The organism is Pseudomonas sp. NLJ1, from assembly GCF_049486705.1.
GTDB lineage: Bacteria > Pseudomonadota > Gammaproteobacteria > Pseudomonadales > Pseudomonadaceae > Aquipseudomonas > Aquipseudomonas inefficax.
Map to the genome: position 1 here is coordinate 4,378,702 of NZ_CP137735.1, position 23,529 is coordinate 4,402,230.

A 23,529-nucleotide genomic window follows, 5' to 3' on the forward strand; every position below is an offset into this window, starting at 1 on the left:
TGTCCCGCGAAGCGCCGCGCGGGCGGCGCTCGATCTCCCAGGCGCCAAAAATCTTGAGGCGAACTACGGGATAACCACCCCTTCCCTGGTCAACATATCCACCAACCTAATCAGTGGCAGCCCGATCAGGCTGGTCGCATCGCACCCGTGCGTGCTCTGGAACAGACTCACTCCCAGTCCCTCGGCCTTGAAGCTGCCGGCGCAGTCCAGCGGCTGTTCCGCCGCCACATAGCGCTCCACCCGCTCCCGGTCCAGTTCGCGCAGGGTCACGGTAAACGGCACGCAGTCCACCTGGCAGTGCCCGGTGGCGCTGTTCAGCAATGCCAGCCCGGTCAGGAAGCTCACCTGCTGCCCGCTGCACTCCAGCAGCTGCTCGCAGGCCCGCTCGAAGGTGTGCGGCTTGCCCAGTACCTGCTCGCCCAGTACCGCAACCTGGTCCGAACCGATGATCAGGTGCCCGGGGTGGCTGCCCGCCAGGGCCTCGGCTTTTTGCCTGGCCAGCCGGCGCACCAGTTCCATCGCCGGCTCATCATCCAGGCGCTGCTCGTCTATATCGGGGCTTGCCCAGGTGAAAGGCAGGCGCAGGCGCGCAAGCAGTTCGCGGCGGTAGGCAGAGCTGGAAGCCAGTAACAGAGGAAGCATGGTAGACTCCTGAATCAGTTGAACAAATTCTATCACGCACGATGCCGCCGAATTTCCTTTGACAGGGGCGGGGGGCATCCCTAGAATGCTGCGCCTATGTTGAATGACCCGATTCCACCTCACGTTGACCCGCGCAAATTAGCCGATCGTGGCGTAACCCTTAACGGTTCGCTGCAACTCGCTGATTTGGAAAGACTCTGCGACCCGCTTTCCGACAATGTCGGTACGGTGCAGGCGAAGTTCGATTTTGAACGAGATGAACAGCACGTAGTGGTTATCCACAGCGAGCTGGACGTCGAGGTCAAGATGGTTTGCCAGCGTTGTCTTGAGCTGGTCACCCTGCCGATCCACAGCGAATGTACTTACGCCGTGGTGAAGGAGGGTGCGAATACCCAGTCGTTGCCGAAAGGCTATGACGTGCTGGAACTGGGCGAAGATCCTTTGGATCTGCAGGCATTGATCGAGGAGGAGCTTCTGCTCGCCTTGCCAATTGTGCCTGCTCACCATCCGGAAGAATGCCAGCAGCCGGCGGGCGCAGACGAGCCCGAATCGAGCAAGGACGAGGTATCGCGGTCCAACCCGTTCAGTGTTTTGGCGCAGTTAAAGCGTGACCCAAACGTTTAGGAGTTAATCAATTATGGCTGTTCAGCAGAACAAAAAATCCCGCTCTGCCCGTGACATGCGCCGTTCGCACGACGCCCTGTCGGAAAACGCGCTGTCGGTAGAGAAAACCACTGGTGAAGTACACCTGCGTCACCACGTTTCGCCAGAAGGCGTATACCGTGGTCGCAAAGTGGTCGACAAGGGCGCTGACGAGTAATCCTTGTCCGCTCAGATCATCGCGATCGACGCAATGGGCGGGGACTTCGGTCCCCGCAGCATTGTCCAGGCTAGCATTGCCTGCCTTTCGGCTACCCCCTCGCTGCATCTGACCCTCGTCGGTCAACCCTCCCTCCTTGAAGATCTTGTCAGCGGCCTTGCGGCTGCGGATCGCGCGCGCCTGCAAATCGTGGCCGCCAGCGAGGTGGTCGGCATGGACGAGCGGCCATCCCAGGCGCTGCGCGGCAAGCCGGACTCGTCGATGCGCATCGCCCTCGAACTGGTACGCGACGGCAAGGCCCAGGCCTGCGTCAGTGCCGGCAACACCGGGGCGCTGATGGCGCTGTCGCGTTTCGTGCTCAAGACACTGCCGGGTATCGACCGGCCGGCCATGGTGGCTGCGATTCCGACCCAGGCCGGTTACTGCCAGTTGCTCGACCTTGGTGCCAACGTCGACTGCAGCGCCGAGAACCTCTACCAGTTCGCCGTGATGGGCTCGGTGGCCGCCCAGGCCCTGGGTGTGCAACGGCCGCGCGTGGCGCTGCTGAACATCGGTACCGAGGACATCAAGGGCAACCAGCAGGTCAAGCTGGCGGCCAGCCTGTTGCAGAACGCCCGCGGGCTCAACTATATAGGCTTCGTCGAAGGTGACGGGTTGTATCGCGGCGAAGCCGATGTGGTGGTGTGCGACGGCTTCGTTGGCAACATCCTGCTCAAGTCGAGCGAGGGGCTGGCGACGATGATCGGCGCGCGCATCGAGCAGTTGTTCAAGGGGGGCGTTTTGTCGCGGGCTGCCGGGGCCGTGGCCATGCCGCTGCTCAAGCGCCTGCAGGCCGACCTGGCGCCGGCGCGGCACAATGGCGCGAGTTTTCTGGGGTTGCAGGGCATCGTCATCAAGAGCCATGGCTCGGCCGGGGTGCAGGGCTTCCAGAGTGCCATCCACCGGGCCTTGATCGAGATCCAGGAAAACCTGCCGCAGCGCTTGCATGGGCGGCTGGAAGATCTGTTGCTGTAGCCTGTGCCGGCCCTTCGCGGGTAAACCCGCTCCCACAGGTGCCCCACATCCTTCAGGCCTGTGGTAACCCTGTGGGAGCGGGCAAGCCCGCGAAAGGGCCGGTACAGGTAAACAAAGACCTTAGGCATATCGCCGATGAAGTGCTTAAATGTGACCGCTTAGGTTCCGTCTCCATCCAATCTTTCAGATTCCGCGCCTGGCCCAGGGCCTGGCGCACCCTATCCGACGACAAGATCATAAGGGCTTGTTCAATGTCTGCATCTCTCGCATTCGTCTTTCCCGGTCAAGGTTCCCAGTCGCTGGGCATGCTCGCCGAGCTCGGCGCCGAGAAGCCAGTGATCATCGAAACCTTCAAGGAAGCGTCCGAGGCACTCGGTTACGACCTGTGGAAGCTGGTCCAGGAAGGCCCGGAAGAGCAACTCAACCAGACCGACAAGACCCAGCCGGCCATCCTCACCGCGTCCATCGCGCTGTGGCGCCTGTGGCTGGAAGAGGGTGGCGCCAAGCCAGCCTTTGTTTCCGGTCACAGCCTGGGTGAATACAGCGCCCTGGTTGCCGCCGGCAGCCTGAGCCTGAAAGATGCCGTGCGCCTGGTCGAGCGCCGTGGCCAGCTGATGCAGGAAGCCGTGCCGGCCGGTCATGGTGCCATGGCCGCCATTCTCGGCCTTGATGACGCCGTGGTCGTGGAAATCTGCGCCGAAGCGGCCGAAGACCAAGTGGTCAGCGCGGTCAACTTCAACTCGCCAGGCCAGGTGGTCATCGCCGGCAACAAGGCCGCCGTCGATCGCGCCATCGAGCTGTGCAAGGCCAAGGGTGCCAAGCGCGCCCTGCCGCTGGCGGTCAGCGTGCCGTCGCACTGTGCACTGATGAAGCCGGCTGCCGAGCGCTTTGCCGAGTCGGTCAAAGCCATCGAATGGCACGCCCCGCAAATTCCTGTAGTGCAGAACGTCACCGCTGCCGTTGCCGCTGGCCTCGATGCCCTCAAGCACGACCTGCTGGCGCAACTGTACCAGCCCGTGCGCTGGGTCGAATGCGTGCAGACCCTGGCCGCCAACGGTGCCGTCAACCTGGTCGAGTGCGGCCCGGGCAAGGTGCTGGCCGGCCTGAACAAGCGTTGCGCCGATGGCGTGACCACCTACAACCTCAACACCCCTGACGCCGTCGCCGCCACCCGCGCGGCGCTGGCCTGATTTGGAGAAGCTTGCATGAGCCTGCAAGGTAAAGTTGCACTGGTCACCGGCGCCAGCCGTGGCATTGGCCAGGCCATCGCCCTCGAGCTGGGCCGCCAGGGCGCGACCGTGATCGGCACCGCCACTTCGGCCTCCGGCGCCGAACGCATTGCGGCAACCCTGAAAGAGCACGGCATCACCGGTACCGGCATGGAACTGAACGTGACCAGCGCCGAATCGGTTGAAGCTGTACTGGCCGCCATCGGCGAGCAGTTCGGCGCACCGGCCATCCTGGTCAACAACGCCGGTATCACTCGTGACAACCTCATGCTGCGCATGAAGGACGACGAGTGGTTCGATGTGATCGATACCAACCTGAACAGCCTCTACCGTCTGTCCAAGGGTGTGCTGCGTGGCATGACCAAGGCACGCTGGGGTCGTATCATCAGCATCGGCTCGGTCGTCGGTGCCATGGGTAATGCCGGCCAGGCCAACTACGCGGCCGCCAAGGCCGGCCTGGAAGGCTTCAGCCGCGCCCTGGCGCGTGAAGTGGGCTCGCGTGGCATCACCGTCAACTCGGTGACCCCGGGCTTCATTGACACCGACATGACCCGCGAGCTGCCAGAAGCGCAGCGCGAAGCCCTGCAGACCCAGATCCCGCTGGGCCGCCTGGGCCAGGCCGACGAAATCGCCAAGGTGGTTTCGTTCCTGGCCTCCGACGGCGCAGCCTACGTAACCGGCGCCACCGTGCCGGTCAACGGCGGGATGTACATGTAAAACTGCAACTCAATGTGACGGATTTCGTAAAAAAAGAGTCATACTGCGAGCCTAAAATCCGTTATAAAGCTGCAACCAGATTCCAGGCAGCGGGTGTGGTGACTGGTGTGAAGGTGCGTTTAGCTTGAAAAGCGAACGTCTTTCTATAAAATTAGCCACCGGCCAGCTGCCTGACATATATCCATTAGGAGTAAACCTAGGTATGAGCAACATCGAAGAACGCGTCAAGAAAATCGTCGCCGAGCAACTGGGCGTCAAGGAAGAAGAAGTGACTCTCGAGAAGTCCTTCGTCGATGACCTGGGTGCCGATTCGCTTGACACCGTTGAGCTGGTGATGGCTCTGGAAGAGGAATTCGAGACCGAAATCCCTGACGAAGAAGCCGAGAAGATCACTACCGTTCAAGCTGCCGTAGACTACGTCAAAGCCCACCAGGCCTAAGACGCTCCAGTCGACGCTACTTGTCGGGGAAAACCGCACTGCCTTCGCCGGCGTGCGGTTTTTTCTTTGCGAGCGCCCCGCATTTCAGGCCGCTTTGTTCACCGCGCACCAAGAGCTTGTTGCCATTTCATTCCATTGCTTGAATGCAATGGCAAGAAACTCTGTGATTAGAAAAGGAGAGTACTGTGTCGCGTAGACGCGTCGTGGTCACCGGTATGGGTATGCTGTCGCCTCTGGGTACCGATGTACCGAGCACCTGGCAGGGCATTCTGGCTGGCCGCAGTGGCATTGGTCCGATCGAACACACGGACCTGTCTGCCTACTCCACCCGTTTTGGCGGCTCGGTGAAGGGCTTCGAGGTCGAGCAGTACCTCTCGGCCAAAGAGGCCCGCAAGCTCGACCTGTTCATTCAATACGGCCTGGCGGCCGGTTTCCAGGCGGTGCGTAATGCCGGCCTGGAAGTCACCGACGCCAACCGCGAGCGGATTGGCGTGGCCATGGGTTCGGGCATCGGCGGCCTGACCAACATCGAGGAAACCAGCCGCACCCTGCACGATTCGGGGCCGCGTCGTATTTCGCCATTCTTCGTGCCGGGCTCGATCATCAACATGATCTCCGGTTTCCTGTCGATCCACCTGGGTTTGCAAGGGCCGAACTACGCCATCGCCACGGCCTGCACCACAGGTACTCACTGCATCGGCATGGCCGCGCGCAACATCGCCTACGGTGAAGCCGATGTGATGATCGCCGGTGGCGCCGAAATGGCCGCGTGCGGCCTGGGCATGGGCGGCTTCGGTGCCTCCCGCGCACTGTCCACTCGCAACGATGAGCCAAGCCGGGCCAGCCGCCCGTGGGACAAGGGCCGTGACGGCTTCGTGTTGTCCGACGGCGCCGGTGCCCTGGTGCTCGAAGAACTGGAGCATGCGAAGGCACGTGGTGCGACCATCTATGCCGAGCTGGTCGGCTTCGGCATGAGCGGTGACGCCTACCACATGACTTCGCCGCCCGACACCGGCGAAGGCGCTGCCCGTTGCATGACCAACGCCTTGCGCGATGCCGGCATCCAGCCGCAAGAAGTCAGCTACATCAATGCCCATGGCACCTCGACCCCAGCGGGCGACATCGCCGAAGTCGCGGCGATCAAGCGCGTGTTCGGTGAGCATGCCTACAAGCTGGCGGTCAGCTCGACCAAGTCGATGACTGGCCACCTGCTGGGCGCTGCAGGTGCCGTGGAAGCGATCTTCAGCGTGCTGGCGATCAACAGCCAGATGGCCCCGCCCACCATCAACCTGGACGAGCCGGACGAAGGTTGCGACCTCGACTTCGTGCCGCACCAGGCACGCAGCATGCCGATCGATGTGGTGCTGTCCAACTCGTTCGGCTTTGGTGGCACCAACGGTTCGCTGGTGTTCCGCCGGTTCGCCGGTTGATGCAAAGCTGGCTCGATGGCCAGCCGGCGGCTGCGGTGAACCTGCAGAACCGCGGCCTGGCCTACGGCGATGGGCTGTTCGAGACCATCGCCGTACGTGGTGGCCGGCCCAGCCTGCTGGACGGCCACCTCGCACGCCTGGCGCTGGGTTGCCAGCGGCTGGCAATCAGTGCCGACCTGGCGCTGGTGCGCGACGAACTCCTGCGCTATGCCAGCCAGCTCGGAGATGGCGTAGCCAAACTCATTCTTACTCGTGGCGACAGCCAGCGCGGTTACGCGCCGGTTGCCGGTGCCGCGCCGCGGCGTATCCTGCAGGGCAGCCCATTGCCCAGCTATCCTGTCGAACATGCCGAGCATGGCGTGCGCCTGTTCCCGTGCCAGACCCGGCTCGGGGAACAACCGCTGCTGGCCGGTCTCAAACACCTCAACCGCCTGGAGCAGGTACTGGCCCGTGCCGAATGGCAGGACAGCGAACATGCCGAAGGCCTGATGCGTGACGGGCAGGGCAGGGTGATCGAAGGGGTGTACAGCAATCTGTTCCTGGTGCGCGATGGTGTGCTGCTCACGGCTGATCTCAGCCGCTGTGGCGTCGCTGGCGTGATGCGCGCTGCGTTGCTGGAGCAGGCAGCGCTGCTGGGCATCCCGGGGCAGGTGTGCGACCTGCCGTTCGAGGCGCTGGAGCAGGCCGATGAAGTATTTGTCTGCAACAGCGTCTACGGTGTCTGGCCCGTGCGCGGCGTTGCCGCGCTAAACTGGTCGCCGGGCCCGCTCACCCGTAAACTGCAGGCCGTTGCCCGTACGTTACTGGAAACCTGAATTCGTGAGACGTAAATTCCTGCTGCTGCTGGAAATGGGCTTGATCCTCGCCGGCCTTGCCGTGGGCTGGTCGGCCTGGAAGGTCAACTCGGTCCTGCAGCAGCCCCTGCACGTGACAGAAGAGCGTCTGCTCGACGTGCCCAATGGCACCAACCCCAATCGCATGTTCTATCGCATGCAGAGCGAAGGGTTGCTCAACGATGCCGTCTGGTTGCGCCTGTACTGGCGCTTCAACATGGCCGGCACTCCCCTGCACACTGGTGAGTACCGCCTGACCCCTGGCATGACCGTGGAGCAACTGTTCGATGCCTGGCGCCGGGGCGATGTGGTGCAGTACAACCTGACCCTGGTCGAAGGTTGGACCTTCCGCCAGGTGCGCTCGGCCGTGGCCAGGCATGAAAAGATCAAGCATACCCTGGACGGGCTTTCCGATTCGGAAGTGATGGACAAGCTTGGCCATACCGGCGTGTTCCCCGAGGGGCGCTTCTTCCCGGACACTTACCGCTTCGTGCGTGGCATGACCGACGTCGAGCTGCTGCAACAGGCTTACATGCGCCTGGACGAAGTGCTGGCCAAGGAGTGGGCCGAGCGCAGCACCGACCTGCCTTATCGTGACCCGTACCAGGCGCTGATCATGGCCTCGCTGGTGGAAAAGGAAACCGGCATACCCCAGGAGCGCGGGCAGATCGCCGGCGTTTTCGTACGGCGCCTGCGTCTGGGCATGATGCTGCAGACTGACCCGACGGTAATCTATGGCATGGGTGAGCGCTACAACGGCAAGATCACCCGCGCCGACCTGCGCGAGCCGACGCCCTACAACACTTACACCATCACCGGCCTGCCGCCGACCCCGATCGCGATGGTCGGCCGCGAGGCGATTCACGCGGCGCTCAACCCGTCCGATGGCACCAGCCTGTATTTCGTCGCCCGTGGCGATGGTAGCCACGTGTTTTCCGACGACCTCGACGACCACAACTCTGCTGTGCGCGAGTTCCAGCTCAAGCGCCGTGCGGACTACCGCTCCAGCCCCGCGCCGCAATCGCAGCCAGAGACACAGCCACAACCAGGTGCGGACGAGGCCCAGCAGCCCGAGGCGCCTGCCGATGAGTCACCTGCGCAGCCAGCGCCCGACCAGCCGCCTGTGCAGGACGCCCCTGCCGGCGGCGCGCAAGCGGCCGAGCGGCCGATGCCTGACGAACAACATTAAGGACTGCCTGTGAGCGGCTTGTTTATTACTTTGGAAGGCCCCGAAGGCGCGTTATATTCCTTTCACCTTCAATGTAAACCAGCCGCATTACAATCCCTTACGCTGTAATGTAAACCAGAGTTCCACTCAACTCTCTTCCCTCGCCCTGGCCTCCGGAAGGATCTGCTGGGTAGGGGGTAGCTAGGAGCAGGGCACGCTGCTGCCTTGACGATTACAATCTCTTCTATCACGCTGTAAACCAACACCCCCCATCAACCCACAGCTACCAGGAAAGCAAATGGCGCAAGGCTGTCTGATCGTATGCGACGGAAACAACGGGGCGGGTAAGTCTTCGGTTATCCGTGCCATCGAAGAATTTCTCCTCGACCGTAACCACCAAGTGATCGTTACACGTGAGCCTGGCGGTACCAGAATCGGCGAGAAGATCCGCAATGTTGTTCTCGATCCCGAAACCCCAGAGCTTTGCGATACGACGGAATTGCTTCTGTTCGCTGCGGCGCGCGCTCAACACCTGAAGGAAAAAATCATCCCAGCCATTGAGGCCGGGAAAATCGTGATCTGTGATCGATTCACTCCGGCAACGATAGCTTTCCAGCATTACGGGCGGGGCATTCCGCTTAGCCTGGTGCAGAGCATCAACAGCTTTGCGCTTGAGGGGTTCTCGCCTGATCTCAACATCATCCTGGATGTGGATCCGGAGATTGGGATGAAGAGGGTAGCTTCTCGCGGTGAAGGCTTGGATCGAATGGAAATGCAGAAGCTTGAGTTCCTGACCAGAGCCCGTGAAGGGTTCTTACGCCAGGCAGAGGAGGCGCCAGACACGTTCGTAGTGATTGATGCCTCTCAATCGTTTGGGGAGGTAAGCCGCGATGTGCTTGCTGTTGTCGATGCCCTGCTGGCTAAGCTCGCGTAGGTGCCGCCATGCGATACCTACACAAGTATCGCAGTGAAACAAGTGCTATAGCGACTGATCAAACAGTCATTTCGTCGAATTACCTTGAAAGACCTGAGTTCGATTTCTCAATCCCTTTGCATGCCGGCCTGCATTACGTTTTCGTGGCAGGTGTGGGCTTGGTCACTAATGCAAAGGGATATGAGTTGCGAATGGCCATCAATAAGTTCCTAGACTTTACTGCCGAATATAATTCAAAGGTCGTGCCGGCCCTACAGATTACGGTTCTCAATGATGTTGGGGCAGAAGAATATAAGCGCTTTGAAGAGTTTTTGCGCCTAAATAATTCAAGGTTGTATTTAGCGATTCGTTTGAAGTCAGCAATAAAACATGTTGCTCGTCGATTTGATGACGGTATGCCAGTACTCAAGCTGCCCGTAATCGAAGAGCCGCCGTCCGCCCCGACGGAGCCGCTAAGTGATCAGGCGGATGATGACTTCTATGAGGTCATGTATAAAGAAGTCGACCTTATACGTGAAAAGCTCTCTTTCCAAGCTGCCTTGGAGCATGCTCAGCCCTACGACAAATGGGAGGTGCGGGAGCTCAGTCGTGATTTGATGTCGTTACGCAAGACTGGACGCTCAGATTGGGTGATAGATCCATTAAGAGCGGCTGCCACATTGGAGTATCATGGTTTTCCTTTTCATTTTCCCCCTGCATGGATTGAGTGTATGCAGGTCGACTCACGAGTTGACACCTTGAGCTTTATGGGTAGAAAACCATTAGAGTTTGTGTTGTCTTGTTGTATGCATAAGGGTTTTCTACGTTTCCGAGCCCCCGGATGCATTAGTTTCAAAGATTTGTTCCAGTTAATGTATCCGACCGCCCAGGATCAAGTTACCCTGGCTCTCTTTATTCAGCGTCAATTGGGTTGGAATAAGGAGTCAGTGTTGGCCCTTGATAAGGATCGCTACCTGCACCCCTTGTCTGAATTTGCTAAACAGGACTCCGTCCTAATCGTTTCTAGTAAGATCAGGTCGCAAGGGCAGGGGCTTGCATACATTAAGCCCAAGCTGGCGGTTGCGACGAGTAAGCGGTCTGACCCTTATTCTGCTTATAACTTGATCCGCCTAGCATGTGATCTTTCGGCCAGGTGCCGAAAGTTCTTTCAGCTTGATCCCAGAATCAAAGTCGACGATAAGCGTCATCAAACACCTTTTCTTCTCTTCCAAGACCCACGGATGCCTTGGGGCGTTCATGAGCGAATCAGTAGTTTAGATGCCCAAGGCTTCTGGAACGAAGGTATGAAGGGGTTCTTGGCTAAGGCGCAGCTAATGGACAATGGCGTCCCCCTCTTGGGCGGAGAGAGCCTTCAAGGGCGGCTACGCGTCACCTCGCTTCAAAAGTCAAAGGCCAAGCACCGCCACCCCTTAGCCCTGACAGCGCTGCTGTACGGTCACGCAGATCGTGTCACAACGGATACCCATTACGATAGCTCTGTGTCAGCGATGTTGTCGCGTAGAAAGCGTTTCCACGCATTCCAAGAAGGCTTCATTAAGAAGACACAGCAAGGTCAATTCAGAGGGTTCATGGGCAAGCCTGCCAGCCAGCAGTCCAAGCATCCCAAATTCCGGATACTCACCCTGATCGGGCATGAAAGGCCGCTGTGGGCATGTCTCAACTGCACTCAGCCTTCCTTCCCTGGTAGCCAGCCATTGGCCTCTGGAGCTCGCTGCACACGTCTGGATAAATGCAATGGCTGTGCACAGTGGTGCGTACTGGAAGATTCGTTGCCATTTCTCATGGATCGACATGCGACCTTAGGAATGCAGATTGAGCGAGATCCTGGTTCGTACAATAACTACGCTAGCGAACTTCAGATTTTACAATATCTTATAGATAAGTTAAAAAACAAAAGTGCGCTTGATTCCGCAACCGCCTATAGAAATAAATACGAAGTTTTGCTGCCGCTGGATCTGAAGTCATTGATTGCCTACATTGAGGATTGATTATGAAATCCGAAGATGAAGAGGATGATGATTTTGAAAAGCTTATGCAAGAAATTGAGAGTGAATCTCGTGAAGCTGCACAGGCGTACTTTGACGAGTTGTATGAGACTGCCCATGGTGGTCAAGTACTTACAGGCGATCAAAGTGATTACTCTGAATTGCTAGATGGGTTTTCCGAAGATTCGGAGTCGTTTGAAGGTGAAGCCGGTTCAGGCCAGCGCATTGGTAATTTAAAATTGAAGCTGAGCGCAAGCCCAGATGGTTTTTTTCCAGTGTCACCATTCTCACAATATATCGATAATAAGTGGGTTTTGCTTGAGGGTGGAGAATTTACCGAGGTTTCCATTATCATCAACAATGCCCGTGCGGACTTGGAGTCACTGAAGCGTGCGGTGTCTTATTATTTCCTGCCCGCGACCAATCCCTTTGGCACAATTAGGAGTTTTGTTTCTTCTAATAATTATGCTGATGCCTTTAAGTATGTTGAGCGCTATGTGTTTGAAGCCAACCAGCTAGATGGTTCAAGAGAGTCGCTGTCAGTAATCAGCGCAGGGGTGTTGAATGAGGCGCTCGATAATGTGAAGATGCAGGGGTCGGCTCACGCTTATAACATGTTATTCTTCTATATTAATTTTTGGTTGGCACTTTCAAACCAAAAGTTGATACCGGAGTATCACTGCCTCAATATCGAGATCGGTCTGATTGATACCCCGGACAGAAGACAAGACATTATTGATGCGATCAGCGCAGCGTTCGTCGGATGGAAGGCTTATTTTGAGAAGGAGTTGGCATCGCTATTAGGGTATGCCTATTTTTGGATTGATGAAGGCTTGCCAGTTTTAAGCACTATCCGAGAATATCTTGAGTCGACCCCCAAGGCTTTGAAGAAAGGCTACAGCGTGACGGCCCGAGATCTGAATTTTGAAAATATTATCCGTCAGAAAGCCTCAGGTGTTGAGATTGTAGGCTGTAATCACGGGGTTAGGTATCAGTCTAGGGTGCTGAAAACAGGCGAGGTTCGCACGTATGAACAACATGTCTATACTTGGCGCTTGAGGTATAAATATGCTATTGATCGCGTGCGCAATGCTCTTTTTATTTTGTTCTGTCTCATGACTGGTATGCGCAGAAAAGAACTTGCTCCCCTAAAGTTTGAAGATGTGAGGAAGTGGGAGGATGGGATCTGGCGGGTTGATTTTTCCAGGTATAAAACCAGCAAGGATCCTAACTATATGGGCGATCCTGATTTTATTACCATACCGGATTACCTCGGGGAAGCATTCGACTCGTATAAGAAGCTGAGGATGTTAGGTGATAATTATCTCAAAGGGTATGTTTTTCAACCTGCTGTGGGTTCCCTTGAATTAAATCGTACCAATAGAATGATTGCGAAGGTGGCTAGGGCAGTTGCGCGGGACACTGGTATTCCTCAGTTGCATATTCATCGCTTTCGTAAGACTATTGCTGAGTTGCTAATCAATGAGTCTGAAGCCAATATTGATGTCATTCGAATGATTTTTGGTCACAGTTCATATGTGATGACTCTCCGATATATTGCTCGTAATCCTTTCATTGTTGCATCGGTTGTTGAGACTCTTAAAGAGCATTTTGCAGAAGACTTTGTAAATGTTGTGCAAGCTATTCACACTGGAGTTTTTGCTGGGGAGGCTGCACATCGAATTGCTGAACAGGTAGAAAATCGCCCAGAGCTATTTAATGGCAAGGTTTTGAAGGCGACGATTATGCAGTATGTGAGCCATTTGTTAGAAGGTGGATCACTCCTCAAAATCCAACGCACTTCAGGTTGCTGCGAAAAAGAAGAAATTTCGCTATTTCGAGCTGGTTTCGATACAACCCGTTCAAGTATGAGTCCTGAGCCTTTGAGTGGCCGGGGCTGAAGCAGGGAAATTTAAAGAAGGAGAGTGGGTATGGTTCAACGGCGTGAAAAACGGCCAGATACAGCGGCCTGTGGTAATCCCAAGTGTTCGCGAAGCAACCTTGATCTCTCAGCGTATCGTAGCTCGCACCCTCGTGAGGAGGTGGAGCGGGAGCGTATCCATTGGAGCGCGTACCCAATACTGGATGGTGATGTCCTGTTCTGCACATGCGGCCACTACACGGTCTTCTATAACCCAAGCTTCCGGTCACCACCTGTTCGCTAGCCAGTTCCTCGACAGGAATGCCTCTGTTGAACGCAACTGGTCGCCATACGCGAGCCTTTGATGGAAACGACTCCCATCATGGCGCGTGATTCGAAGTGTGATGCGCGCTTGGCGTTGTGGATCGCCATAGGAGGGTCACCCCTATGGCGTGCCGCTGTCGGCTACGAAGCTAACTGGCGAGATTCCTCGATGAGGGTATCAAGGAAGCCAAGCACATGCTCGGAGGATAGGAGGTGTAGATGCGGCGGCGTTCCTCCTCCCCGTATACACATCCCAACAAAGTGAAATCGTTCACCGAACCTAGCAAATACAGGCCCTCCGCTCATCCCATTCAGGGGAACAGAGGGGAGGTGTTGGTCGAGCTTCATCGAGTAAACATCATCGGTGAGTGGACGCTCGGTTAGCAGGCCAGATGCTACGAAGGGATGCTCCTCAAAGTCGAAGTTTGTGGTGTCAAAATTCTCCTCAAACCCTGGGTAGCCGACCCCATAGACCCGTTGATTGGGGCCTACATCCGAGATCTTGCGACATAGGTCGTCAAGATTCCATGACCACCACTCGATCTCAGGGGCAGTACTGGCCACGTCGATTTGCCATACGAAGACGTCTTCATAATCGTCCTGATAGACTTCTGATCCTTCGAGTGGATGCCGTCCAGCATCCACTGGCAAAATCTCTTTGGACTCAGCCAGCACTAACCTGAATATCGCAGGGTCGACTCCGTCAACGACGTGTTTGGCAGTGATCGCGAATTGTTTTCCTTTGTAGTTCACTACAAAGAATGACCCCAAGCCGTATCGGGGGTTATGCATACACGGTTTACCCGGTAGCGTTTGCCAGATGACCGGGCGCGTGCCAGTCAGCAATCCTCTCTCTATTTCAATCCACGCTGCTTTTTCTGCCCGCTCTCGCCAGTACAGTGCCTCACGCTCAAACTCTTCGTCACTCAAACACAGTTCTTCTGCACTGCTATCTGTGAGTAGGCGATCAAGTTCAAAGATAGCAGGGCTGTACAGCCAATCCGCTGCATTTTTAAGGTCGTTGTACGCCAGCCTAGCGGCCCGTCCTACCCAGCGCATGGCTTTGCTGTAAGCGTCGAGGCCCAAGCCTGCTTCTCTGCCGAGCAGAACGGTTCGGAAGGCCTCCTCGCCTGATTGTTCAACCAGATCGATCAATAAGGGCAGACATGCGTCGTCGATGATCCTGTACCGCTCCACATAGACTTCAGGTTCTTCCAAGATGTAAGTGCGCTGCGGAAGAAAATGCCTGGTACTCAAATCTCAGCTCCTGATCTTCCCTCATGACTTGCTGATAGAGGGGTTTGGTTCTGGCTCGTGGTTGTGTCCAGGGCAGATTGTACAGCCTGCAGGAGTGAGCGACCCTGGACTGAAGCCAGTGTTACTGAGCAACCTCGACCTCGGTGAGCGTTAACATGCTTTTGCGAGCCTAAGATGACCACGGTAGGGTCGCAGGACACGTCTGGCCCGATGACGCGTGACGAGCTGAAGGATCTGGCGTGCCTGGGCTTTTCTGCAGATCTGGTAATGCAATCCTTCTGTCACACCGCAGCGTACCCAAAGCCTGTGGATGTGGTAACCCACCACACGCTTCCTGACTTCATGACGAATCGAGGAGGCGTTTCGCTGCAGCCCGGTGACGGAATCATTCACAGCTGGTTGAACCGGATACTGCTGCCCGACACTGTCGGTACGGGTGGTGACTCCCATACCCGTTTCCCGCTGGGTATTTCGTTCCCGGCTGGCTCTGGTCTGGTTGCATTTGCGGCGGCTACCGGTGTGATGCCACTGGATATGCCAGAGTCCGTCCTGGTGAGATTCAGCGGCAAGCTGCAGCCCGGAGTCACTTTGCGTGATCTTGTCCATGCCATTCCGTACTACGCGATCAAGGAAGGGTTGTTGACCGTCGAGAAGAAGGGCAAGAAGAACGTGTTCTCTGGGCGCATTCTGGAGATCGAAGGGTTAGATCACCTGACCGTTGAACAGGCATTCGAGCTCTCCGACGCCTCAGCTGAACGCTCTGCTGCCGGCTGCACGATCAAGCTCCCTGAGAAAGCGATTGCTGACTACCTGAACTCGAACATTACGCTGCTCCGTTGGATGATCACGGAAGGTTATGGTGATGCTCGTTCACTGGAGCGCCGTGCCCAGGCGATGGAGGAGTGGCTGCGCGCGCCTTCTCTGATGTCGGCTGACCCTGATGCCGAATATGCAGCTGTCCTCGAAATTGACCTGAACGACATCCGTGAGCCCATCCTCTGCGCCCCGAACGACCCAGACGATGCGAGGCTTTTGTCCGACGTCTTTGGTGACAAGATCGACGAAGTATTCATCGGTTCATGGATGACCAATATTGGCCATTTCCGGGCTGCTGGTAGGTTGCTGGACAAGGTTGTGGGATCAATTCCGACTCGACTTTGGCTTTCACCTTCCACCAAATGGATCAGCATCAGCTGATGCAAGAAGGCTTTTATGGCGTCTTCAGGCGAGTAGGCGCGCGCACGGAAATTCCGGGTTGCTCACTTTGCATGGGTAACCAAGCCCGAGTCGCATCCAACTCCACTGTAGTATCGACCTCTACTCGAAACTTCCCAAACCGCCTGGGCGATGGGGCAAACGTCTACCTGGCCTCCGCTGAGCTGGCGTCTGTCGCCGCGATTCTCGGCAAGCTGCCGAGCTTGGAAGAGTACATGCGTTACGCCAAGGTCATCGAGGAGATGTCCGGCGACATCTATCAGTATCTCAGCTTCGACCAAATCGCGAGCTTCAAGACGGCTGCTGATCGAGCGCGAATCGCTGCCGTGCCAGTGTAGCCATACGGCGCTTTGAAAACTGCCCTGCAGGGACGCAGGGCGGCTTTTTCTCGTGACCGCTCTCATGCTGAATGCGCCGGTACGGGAGCTATTTTCTGATGGCTTCATGGTATGATGTCATTTTGATTACTGCCATCAGGGAAGCTGTCTTGAAAGGGAAATTGTTCAAAACCATCTTCGGTGTATGGTTTGTGGTTTGCGCGCTGAGCTTTCAGACTTCTTCCGCAGCGACAGCCCTTTCTGAGTTTTCCAAGTCTCATCAGATTGACTCGTTTGATCTTGACCATGGAGCCCAGGTTCGAACTCACCGCTTTGGTGAGTATCAGTTGGTCGAGCTCTATATTCCTGCTGCAAAGGCTGCATTAACCGTACACGATTTAAGAACAAAAGAAGTTGCGGTTCAGGCTTATCGTGAACTGCAAAACAAAAATACGTTAGCGATAGTCGGTGGAGGCTTTTTTGGCTACAACAGGCATGGCCAAGAGCAACCGATAGGACTTGTAAGGGTTGATGGGAAACGTAAGATTTCAGTAATGCCGTGGTCTCATGGAGGTGTCATTGCCTCTGACGGTAAAGGAACATTACGTATTTTTCCCGCCAGCAGTAAAGGGCAGGGAGGTCGCTGGAAATATGCTTTGCAATCGAAGCCAATCATAATCCTCAATGGGAATGTGGATGTGGCAAAAAACTTACGCGACGCTGAGTATAATCGTGTCGCAGTGGGTGTCACCGTCCAAGGGGATGTACTGGTTGTTGGGTTGTTTCAGAGCTTCGGCCAAGCTGCGACTTTAGTTCAGTTTTCACACATATATAAGTCCCTCGCCGACGAGCGTGAGTTAAAAATTCTCAGGGCGCTTGCTATGGATGGCGGTGCGGGTGCTCAAATTCATATTCCAAAGCTAGGGTTGGTTTATGGAGATACGGGGTTGTCTTACTTCCCTAATGCGCTTCGCTTTGATGCTGTAGTGGAGCGTTAGACGTTAAATGAAAAAGATATCCAAAATCCTTCTCAGGTATTGGCGGCAGTGGAAAGGTGGGGTTGTCCTCTTGTTGAGCTGCTTGGGAGGAGTTATTGCCTGGGTTGGTGCCACTTTTAGTGATGAAATCAAGTCGGCCCTCAACCTACAAAATGCAGAAGTCACAATTTCAACAGGTAACTCGAAGGTCGAGGTAAACAAGAAGATTGATATTGAGGCGAAAGTTAATTCCATCGGCTATCAAAGCCTATCGCCTGGTGTCTTTTCTTTGGTGATTAATCATGAATATGTGACTGTGAAGCCTAAGTCAAGTGTCAAGCTGGAGGCTATTTCTGGAACTTCTCCGGTTGATGTTCCTGAGGTCAAGGTTATCAAGATGCCGCCTGGACGATTGACCGTTAGTGCAACATATGTCTCTGGCGGGCTGCAGGTGAGGTCTAACGAGCTTGTTATTGAGGTGGTGCCTCCTGCAAAGATTATGTATCCTCATTTCGATAAGAGTGACACTGGGCGGGTTAACTTATCAGGGGAGTGGAATATTGTTGTAGGTGGTGTAACAGGTACGATGGTGCTCAGGCAGGGCACTGACAACAAAGTCTATGGGACGTATGAGCTACCAGGTGGGAAGTGGCGCGCCGGCGAAATCACTGGCTTTAAGGACGGTAAGACATTTCGGGTGCACTTCAGCGTTCCAGGGAAAGATAAAACCGAAACCATCCGAGTTGCTGGATATTTTGAAATTCAGGGGGTTCACGGGGATTACATTGAAGTGACCGGTTGCGCGTACCACTTGCGCAAGGCAAATATTATATACGGCAAAGTAGGGGTGGAAGGGGACTGCAAGACGCCTCCTAATTACGATTACTGGAAAGTTTTGCAAGTCGCCACATTTTACGCTGCGTCACCTTTCGAACAGCAAGATTGAAATGAACGAGTAGGCTGTTAGATTGGACTTTTCAAGGTTGTCGTCGTAGGGCCTAGATCAGCGAGGCTGGGCTCAGTTTACGACAACCGTCCCCACCAAGGGCACGCCCAGGTGTCCTCGGTGCGACCACCTCTACAACCGGATCTCGGGGAGCTATTTCTCGACCTTCTCGATCCTGCCGCCGCAAGCTACCTATTTTCGTGGTAATCAGAGCGGCAATCGTTCGGCACGTAGATGGCGCCGGTGGGTAAGCATTGGGCATGCTGAGAGCATCAAATGCTCGCAACCGTTGTGTGGGGCACGCCAGGGCCAGGATTCTAGTACCAAGTGATGTAGTGAGTTCAGCATCTGAAGCTACAGTTCTCCGGATGGAATTCTCCATTGCCAAGGAACGATTGATGCGCATAGCCAAACTGGTTGTACAAAATTTCCGAGGTATCCGGTCTCTTACCTGGCAACCAGGCTCGCAAGCAATGAGCTGCATCATAGGCCCCGGAGACAGCGCCAAGACCACCGTACTGGATGCGATCGAAGCGACGCTATCACCCAGGTGGATCACCTTCAGCGAATCCGATTTCCATCTCGGGAACAGCTTGAGCTCCGTCAAAATCGAAGTGACGATTGCCGAGCTCTCAAGAGCGCTGCTCTCCGATCAGCGCTTTGGTCTTTACATTAGGGGGCTGGCCGATGACGGAACTGTCTACGATGAGCCGGAGGCGCATCACGATCCAGCTTTGACCATACGGCTCACGGTCGATGCCACCATGGAGCCTGTATGGGAACTTATTTGCGACCGGTATCCCACACCTCGCGTACTTTCAAACCGTGATAGGTCTTTGTTCGGCGTAGTGAGGTTGGCCGGTGAAGAAGCCCGCCATTTGACCTGGGGGCAAGGGTCTGTACTCGCGAAAATGACTGGCGATGCCGAGGGTGCAGCGAACCAGTTGGCGGATGCCTATCGTGTGGCAAAGCAGACTGCGAACCTTTCCTCGATTCCTTCACTGGTTGAGACGGCAGCGCGGGCGGAGGTGCTCGCCAAGCAGTTGGGCGCGTATGTGCATGATTCGTTCGGGCCCGATTTGGAATTGGGACGAGGAGGATTTAGTTCGGGTTCGATCGCGCTGCACGATGGCAATACCCCGCTGCGGATGTCCGGACTTGGCACGCGCCGGTTGGCCACGTTGGCCATCCAACGCGCTTCGATCAAAGAGGGTGCGATTGTTTTGGTGGACGAGATCGAGCAAGGGCTTGAGCCTCACCGCGTACTCGGTGCGGTCTCAGCGCTGCGCAGTGCCCAAGAGCATGCGAAGTCCAGCAGCTCACCCACCGGCCAGCTCCTGATCACAACGCACTCGGAGGTCGTGCTTTCAGAGCTGAAAAGCCACTCCCTTTTCATCATGCGTCGTGGTCGTGACGGTGATGCGTTCATCAGCGCAGTACCCTCTGAAGCCTTCTCTAGAATTCTCAAACATGCGCCCAGGGCGCTCTTTGCCCGCAGAATACTTGTTTGTGAAGGCGCAACGGAATTGGGGCTTATGCTGGGGCTGCGTGAGTTGTTTCGTGCCCGGCATGCTGATGTGCCGATCGAGCACCTCGGGGTTGCTATCGTAGACGGGAATGGAGCAGCGGCGCCGTTGCTGGCCACTGCTCTAGCAGGTCTGGGGTATTCGACTGCGCTTTTTAGAGACTCAGATCAACCACTGAAAGGCAATACGGTGAGCCTCCTTCAAGCGAACAACGTTCAGGTGTTCGAGTATGGGGAGGCGATGTGTACTGAGCTCGCGCTGTTCAGTGCCGCTTGGCCAGATGTCGCGGACAAACTGATCGGCGCTGCTATCGCCTCGCTGGGGCAGGCCACAATCCTTGCTCAGCTACGTCCTGCATTTCCAACCAGTGATGTGACGACATCTACGGCGAATTGGGTGCCGCCCATACCTGGCGCAGATCCTGTCTGGCTGGCCTTGGCGAAACTTGCAATCCAATTCAGGTGGTTTAAATCCGAGGAGCGTGGGCGGGGCATATCAGCGGTCGTTGACCAAATCGTGCAACAGGGTCAGCCAAGTCCGTTTTCGCTATGCATCCGGGGACTGGAGCGTTGGGTTTATGGAGAGTGATTTCAACTGGTTAATGGGCCTTAATGCCCGGTCAGTGGTGGCTCCCGCCGGCCATGGAAAAACCGAACTGCTTGCTAGGGCCGCCGCCCAAGGGCAACGCACATTGATCCTCACCCACACCCATGCCGGGGTGCATGCGATTGGCGCAAGAATCAAACGTATGGGGATTGCCAAAGACTCCATTACGATTGACACCATTGCCAGTTGGGCCAGCCGCTACGCCTATGCGTTTCCCAAGCTTGCAGGCCATCCGCCTCGTAACCCCAAGGGGGCCGAGTGGAACCAGGTCTACCAGGGGGCGCTGAATGTATTGTCGAGCCCTGTAACTCAGCGAATCGTCCAGGCTTCGTACGATCGTGCATTCATCGATGAGTATCAGGACTGTGAAAGTTACCAACATGCCATTGCTGTAATGTTGGCTCGGATCATCCCAGTCCTCGTTTTTGGCGACCCCATGCAGGGAATTTTCGAGTTCGTCGAGACCAAGATCAATTGGGGGGAGCGGGTGATTCCGGACTTTCCAGTTGCTTCCGAGCTAGTGGTGCCGCACAGGTGGAGTACGTCGAATCCCTCACTCGGAAAGTGGATCGCGGATACGCGTAATCGCCTACTTGCGGGGCAGCCTATTGACCTGAGAGAGGGGCCGATTACCTACCTACCTGCAGACAATGCCTTTGACATGGGGCTGTTCTTCGACGGCTTCGACAATCGAGAGGGTTCAACGGCTGCAATCCATTGCCGTCGGAAAATCTGTGACAATCTAGCAAGTGCAACACGTGGTGCGTTCCAAGCGATTGAGGAAATCGCCGCCGCGCGCCTGATGACTTTCGCGGGCCAATGGGACGACTCCCAGACCAACCGGCAGAAAGCTGAAGCGTTATGGTCGTTGCTGGGCGATTCCATGCATAGGAACCTGGCCCAGCTTACGCCACCTGACAATCTCTACGAGATCGACGCGCGTCGGCAAGCTTCATGGGATGTGCTGATGAGCACCGGAAGCGCCCACAGCGGCGGCGATGTGATTTCTCATGAGCGAGGTCACCCCCTGTCCCGCGTCTTTAGAGGGGAACTGCTCAATGATGCAAAGCGTGCACTCATTGAGCTGGCCTTCGGACGGAGTGAGTCGCTCACCCAAGCATGTCAGCACGCCCGGCAACGCCTGAGCCACACTGGCCGACCTCCGGTCAAACGAGTGGTATCAACGCCGCTGCTTTTGAAGGGCTTGGAGTTCGATCATGTTCTGATACCGGATGCCACTCACTTTCTGAACGAACGTTTTGCCGCAGCCAAGCTCTTCTACGTCGCGATCTCGCGAGCTAGGCATACACTTTCAATCGCATCATCAAATCCGATCCTGCTTTTTCCGAAAGCGACTCTCTAGTCAATCACCGTTAAGTATCCCGCCAGGAATATGCCTGAGGGCCGATTACCACCATGGCGGGCATCAATGTCGACCGGATCGTCAGGTGGTTTCGAGGCAGATTCGTTACGAAACGTTTTTGTACCTTCGCTTGTAGCCCGGCTCAAAGCGGCGGAGGATCGCAAAGGCTTTCCCCCTCAGCGAGGCTGAGGTGTTTAAGATCTGAGATAATGCAGCCACGACAGCGGTGCCCTTTAGAGTCGCCCTTTCGTTAGAAGATGAGCGGGGTTATCAATACAGCGCCCAGACGACTGCTGGAGGGATTAGCAGCGCACTGTCGGAAGATTTAAGGTCTGTATATAAAAATTGAAAAATTCTAAAGAGGTTAGCAGGGATGAAGCTAGTAGTTAATGATTCACGCATTCTCGATTTTCCGAGTCGAGATGCAGCAGAGCTCTTTCTTAATGAAGAGCGATCAAGCTGGGAGTGGCTCACGCAGCTGCCAGATCAGTTGAAGAAAGGGGCGAAAGAGTTATCGGCTCTCATACTTGAGTTGCCCATTATTGAAGCTATGCACATACCCCTGGGGGAGGGTGATGAGGACGAGGCTAGGTTAGGCACTTCGGAAAAACCATTTGTTACTCAAGATAGTGAGGAGGGTAGATTTATTATTGATGTGCTTAAATACTATGATTATGTTGTAGCTTATTACTGCGTCCTCTTTTTAAATGATCAATTTCGATATGAGGCGTATAATAATTCTGCGCTTTCCGAAACCCTGAGAATGCCCAAGTATGAGTACGAAAAAAACACTGCAATGACCTTGTGTCTCAGTTTGGGTAATTATGATAATTTTCTAGGCGTGCGACGCCAGTCTGAGTTTCAAAATATTCTTGACGAACAACGCAGCGATCAAGCGCAGTTCAAGAGTCAAGCAGAGTTGTTGGTCAAAAATCATAAGTCTTCTGTTACTAAACACCTGCAAGATCTTACTAAGGCTAATGATCGTGCCAAGTTTTTCTTGACTCGACGGTTGAGTGCTGTAGATGTTCTAACCAGGCGTGGGGTTCGACACGCAAAGGCCGCGGTCGATGAGTCAAAAGCGCTATATGAGTCAGCTGTTGGTGATTCCAAGGCTAGTTATGAAAACGCTATCGCCAGTCTCAAGGCTGCGCAGGCGGCGTACACAGAGCAATTGGATCTTAAATACTCTGTGAACTATTGGAAGGCTCGAAAATGGTCACATATTCGTGCCAAGTATGGATGGCTTACAGCGGTGATATTAGGCCTTGGGCTAATGTTGGGATCTGTGGGTATGTATTTCGCCGTGGGTGGGCTAACAAATATTTCGCACTATTTGAATGGTATTTATCATATTGGTTTTGAGTCTCCGCAGGTGAGTTCAGGGCCGCAAGTATTGACCTCTGGTGTAAATGCTATTCTTGCCAGTTCCGAAATTGCCAGCGTTGCTACCAATCTTACGGGCGCTGTTTTGTTGATTGCTTTGCTATCAATATTGATTAGGATTGCGCTTCGGCAGTTTAGTACGCATGCGCAGTATGAGCTCGATGCCAGTGAACGCATAACGTTCATCAAAACTTATCTTGCGCTAATGCAGGAGAAACAAATTAAAGCGGATGAAGACCGAAAGCTTATATTGGAATGTATATTCAAAGCTAGTTCAAGCTCGGCAACTCCAGAAATTGCTTTCTCTTTGCCCTTTGACGCAATAACTAAAGTTTTGGGCGATAGGAAACCCTGAAATGTTTCGGATCGAGAATCTGTCTCCAACCAGCCGAGCAGCGAGTAGATGAGTGATCTAGAGCTCGCTGGACGGTTGGCATCGTCATTGTGTGCCCGCTCATAAAGGCTGGGCCAGAGGCGTGAGTATGGTGGCCCGCTAGGGCCGTAACGTGGCAACGCCAGGGTTCGGTTCTCGACAGCGGC

At 55.3% G+C, this 23,529-nt stretch carries 19 protein-coding genes and 1 pseudogene; 18 read left to right on the forward strand and 2 right to left on the reverse strand.

Annotation, left to right across the window (positions count from 1 at the left end; genetic code table 11):
- Nucleotides 1-63: 63 nt before the first annotated feature.
- Complete coding sequence (locus R9B85_RS19850) at nt 64-642, reverse strand: Maf family protein (protein WP_133970746.1); 579 nt, start codon at nt 640-642, stop codon at nt 64-66.
- Nucleotides 643-738: 96 nt separating this feature from the next.
- On the opposite strand from R9B85_RS19850, the gene R9B85_RS19855 reads away from it, so the two are divergent.
- From R9B85_RS19855 to R9B85_RS19910, 12 genes are all read left to right on the forward strand, one after another.
- Nucleotides 739-1,266 carry a YceD family protein gene (locus R9B85_RS19855; protein WP_012313431.1) on the forward strand — a complete coding sequence of 176 codons (528 nt, stop codon included), beginning with the start codon at nt 739-741 and terminating at the stop codon, nt 1,264-1,266.
- A gap of 13 nt (nt 1,267-1,279) precedes the next feature.
- Nucleotides 1,280-1,462 carry a 50S ribosomal protein L32 gene (rpmF, locus tag R9B85_RS19860; RefSeq protein ID WP_003247154.1) on the forward strand — a complete coding sequence of 61 codons (183 nt, stop codon included), beginning with the start codon at nt 1,280-1,282 and terminating at the stop codon, nt 1,460-1,462.
- 3 nt (nt 1,463-1,465) lie between these two features.
- Nucleotides 1,466-2,476: a phosphate acyltransferase PlsX gene (gene plsX / locus R9B85_RS19865; protein ID WP_207879745.1), complete on the forward strand. Its 1,011-nt coding sequence runs from the start codon at nt 1,466-1,468 to the stop codon at nt 2,474-2,476.
- A 251-nt stretch (nt 2,477-2,727) separates the two neighbouring features.
- Nucleotides 2,728-3,666, forward strand: coding sequence for an ACP S-malonyltransferase (gene fabD / locus R9B85_RS19870; RefSeq protein WP_423770493.1), 939 nt, complete (start codon nt 2,728-2,730; stop codon nt 3,664-3,666).
- Nucleotides 3,667-3,681: 15 nt separating this feature from the next.
- Nucleotides 3,682-4,422, forward strand: coding sequence for a 3-oxoacyl-ACP reductase FabG (fabG, locus tag R9B85_RS19875; RefSeq protein WP_003247160.1), 741 nt, complete (start codon nt 3,682-3,684; stop codon nt 4,420-4,422).
- Nucleotides 4,423-4,624: 202 nt separating this feature from the next.
- On the forward strand, nt 4,625-4,861 hold the full coding sequence (gene acpP, locus R9B85_RS19880; RefSeq protein ID WP_016715141.1) for an acyl carrier protein: 237 nt from the start codon (nt 4,625-4,627) through the stop codon (nt 4,859-4,861).
- 185 nt (nt 4,862-5,046) lie between these two features.
- Entirely contained in the window at nt 5,047-6,291 is a 1,245-nt protein-coding gene (gene fabF, locus R9B85_RS19885; RefSeq protein ID WP_112253333.1) for a beta-ketoacyl-ACP synthase II, read from the forward strand.
- On the forward strand, nt 6,291-7,106 hold the full coding sequence (gene pabC / locus R9B85_RS19890; RefSeq protein ID WP_207879740.1) for an aminodeoxychorismate lyase: 816 nt from the start codon (nt 6,291-6,293) through the stop codon (nt 7,104-7,106). Before fabF ends, pabC begins: the two co-directional genes overlap by 1 nt.
- Nucleotides 7,107-7,110: 4 nt before the next feature.
- Nucleotides 7,111-8,313: an endolytic transglycosylase MltG gene (gene mltG / locus R9B85_RS19895; protein WP_215521122.1), complete on the forward strand. Its 1,203-nt coding sequence runs from the start codon at nt 7,111-7,113 to the stop codon at nt 8,311-8,313.
- 277 nt (nt 8,314-8,590) lie between these two features.
- Nucleotides 8,591-9,226, forward strand: coding sequence for a dTMP kinase (gene tmk, locus R9B85_RS19900; RefSeq protein WP_367599094.1), 636 nt, complete (start codon nt 8,591-8,593; stop codon nt 9,224-9,226).
- 191 nt (nt 9,227-9,417) lie between these two features.
- Nucleotides 9,418-11,214 (forward strand): hypothetical protein, encoded by a 1,797-nt coding sequence (locus R9B85_RS19905; protein ID WP_423770494.1) that lies wholly within the window; start codon nt 9,418-9,420, stop codon nt 11,212-11,214.
- Nucleotides 11,215-11,216: 2 nt separating this feature from the next.
- A complete protein-coding gene (locus R9B85_RS19910) occupies nt 11,217-13,112 on the forward strand; it encodes a site-specific integrase (RefSeq protein ID WP_423770495.1) in 1,896 nt (631 codons plus the stop codon).
- 425 nt (nt 13,113-13,537) lie between these two features.
- On the opposite strand, the gene R9B85_RS19915 is transcribed toward R9B85_RS19910, so the two are convergent.
- Entirely contained in the window at nt 13,538-14,653 is a 1,116-nt protein-coding gene (locus R9B85_RS19915) for a trypsin-like peptidase domain-containing protein (protein WP_423770496.1), read from the reverse strand.
- A 159-nt stretch (nt 14,654-14,812) separates the two neighbouring features.
- Here R9B85_RS19915 and R9B85_RS19920 point away from each other — a divergent pair.
- The 6 genes and pseudogenes from R9B85_RS19920 to R9B85_RS19945 form a co-directional block, all read left to right on the forward strand.
- Nucleotides 14,813-16,206 (forward strand): annotated as a pseudogene (locus R9B85_RS19920) (bifunctional aconitate hydratase 2/2-methylisocitrate dehydratase); the annotation flags it as partial.
- Between the two features lie 98 nt (nt 16,207-16,304).
- The gene (locus R9B85_RS19925; protein ID WP_423770497.1) at nt 16,305-17,183 is read left to right on the forward strand and encodes a phosphodiester glycosidase family protein; all 879 of its coding nucleotides are present in this window, start codon (nt 16,305-16,307) and stop codon (nt 17,181-17,183) included.
- A 7-nt stretch (nt 17,184-17,190) separates the two neighbouring features.
- A complete protein-coding gene (locus R9B85_RS19930) occupies nt 17,191-18,108 on the forward strand; it encodes a hypothetical protein (protein ID WP_423770498.1) in 918 nt (305 codons plus the stop codon).
- 398 nt (nt 18,109-18,506) lie between these two features.
- The gene (locus tag R9B85_RS19935) at nt 18,507-20,222 is read left to right on the forward strand and encodes an ATP-dependent nuclease (RefSeq protein WP_423770499.1); all 1,716 of its coding nucleotides are present in this window, start codon (nt 18,507-18,509) and stop codon (nt 20,220-20,222) included.
- A complete protein-coding gene (locus tag R9B85_RS19940) occupies nt 20,212-21,603 on the forward strand; it encodes a UvrD-helicase domain-containing protein (protein ID WP_423770500.1) in 1,392 nt (463 codons plus the stop codon). Before R9B85_RS19935 ends, R9B85_RS19940 begins: the two co-directional genes overlap by 11 nt.
- Before the next feature lie 373 nt (nt 21,604-21,976).
- Nucleotides 21,977-23,344 carry a hypothetical protein gene (locus R9B85_RS19945; RefSeq protein WP_423770501.1) on the forward strand — a complete coding sequence of 456 codons (1,368 nt, stop codon included), beginning with the start codon at nt 21,977-21,979 and terminating at the stop codon, nt 23,342-23,344.
- The last annotated feature ends 185 nt before the right edge of the window (nt 23,345-23,529 follow it).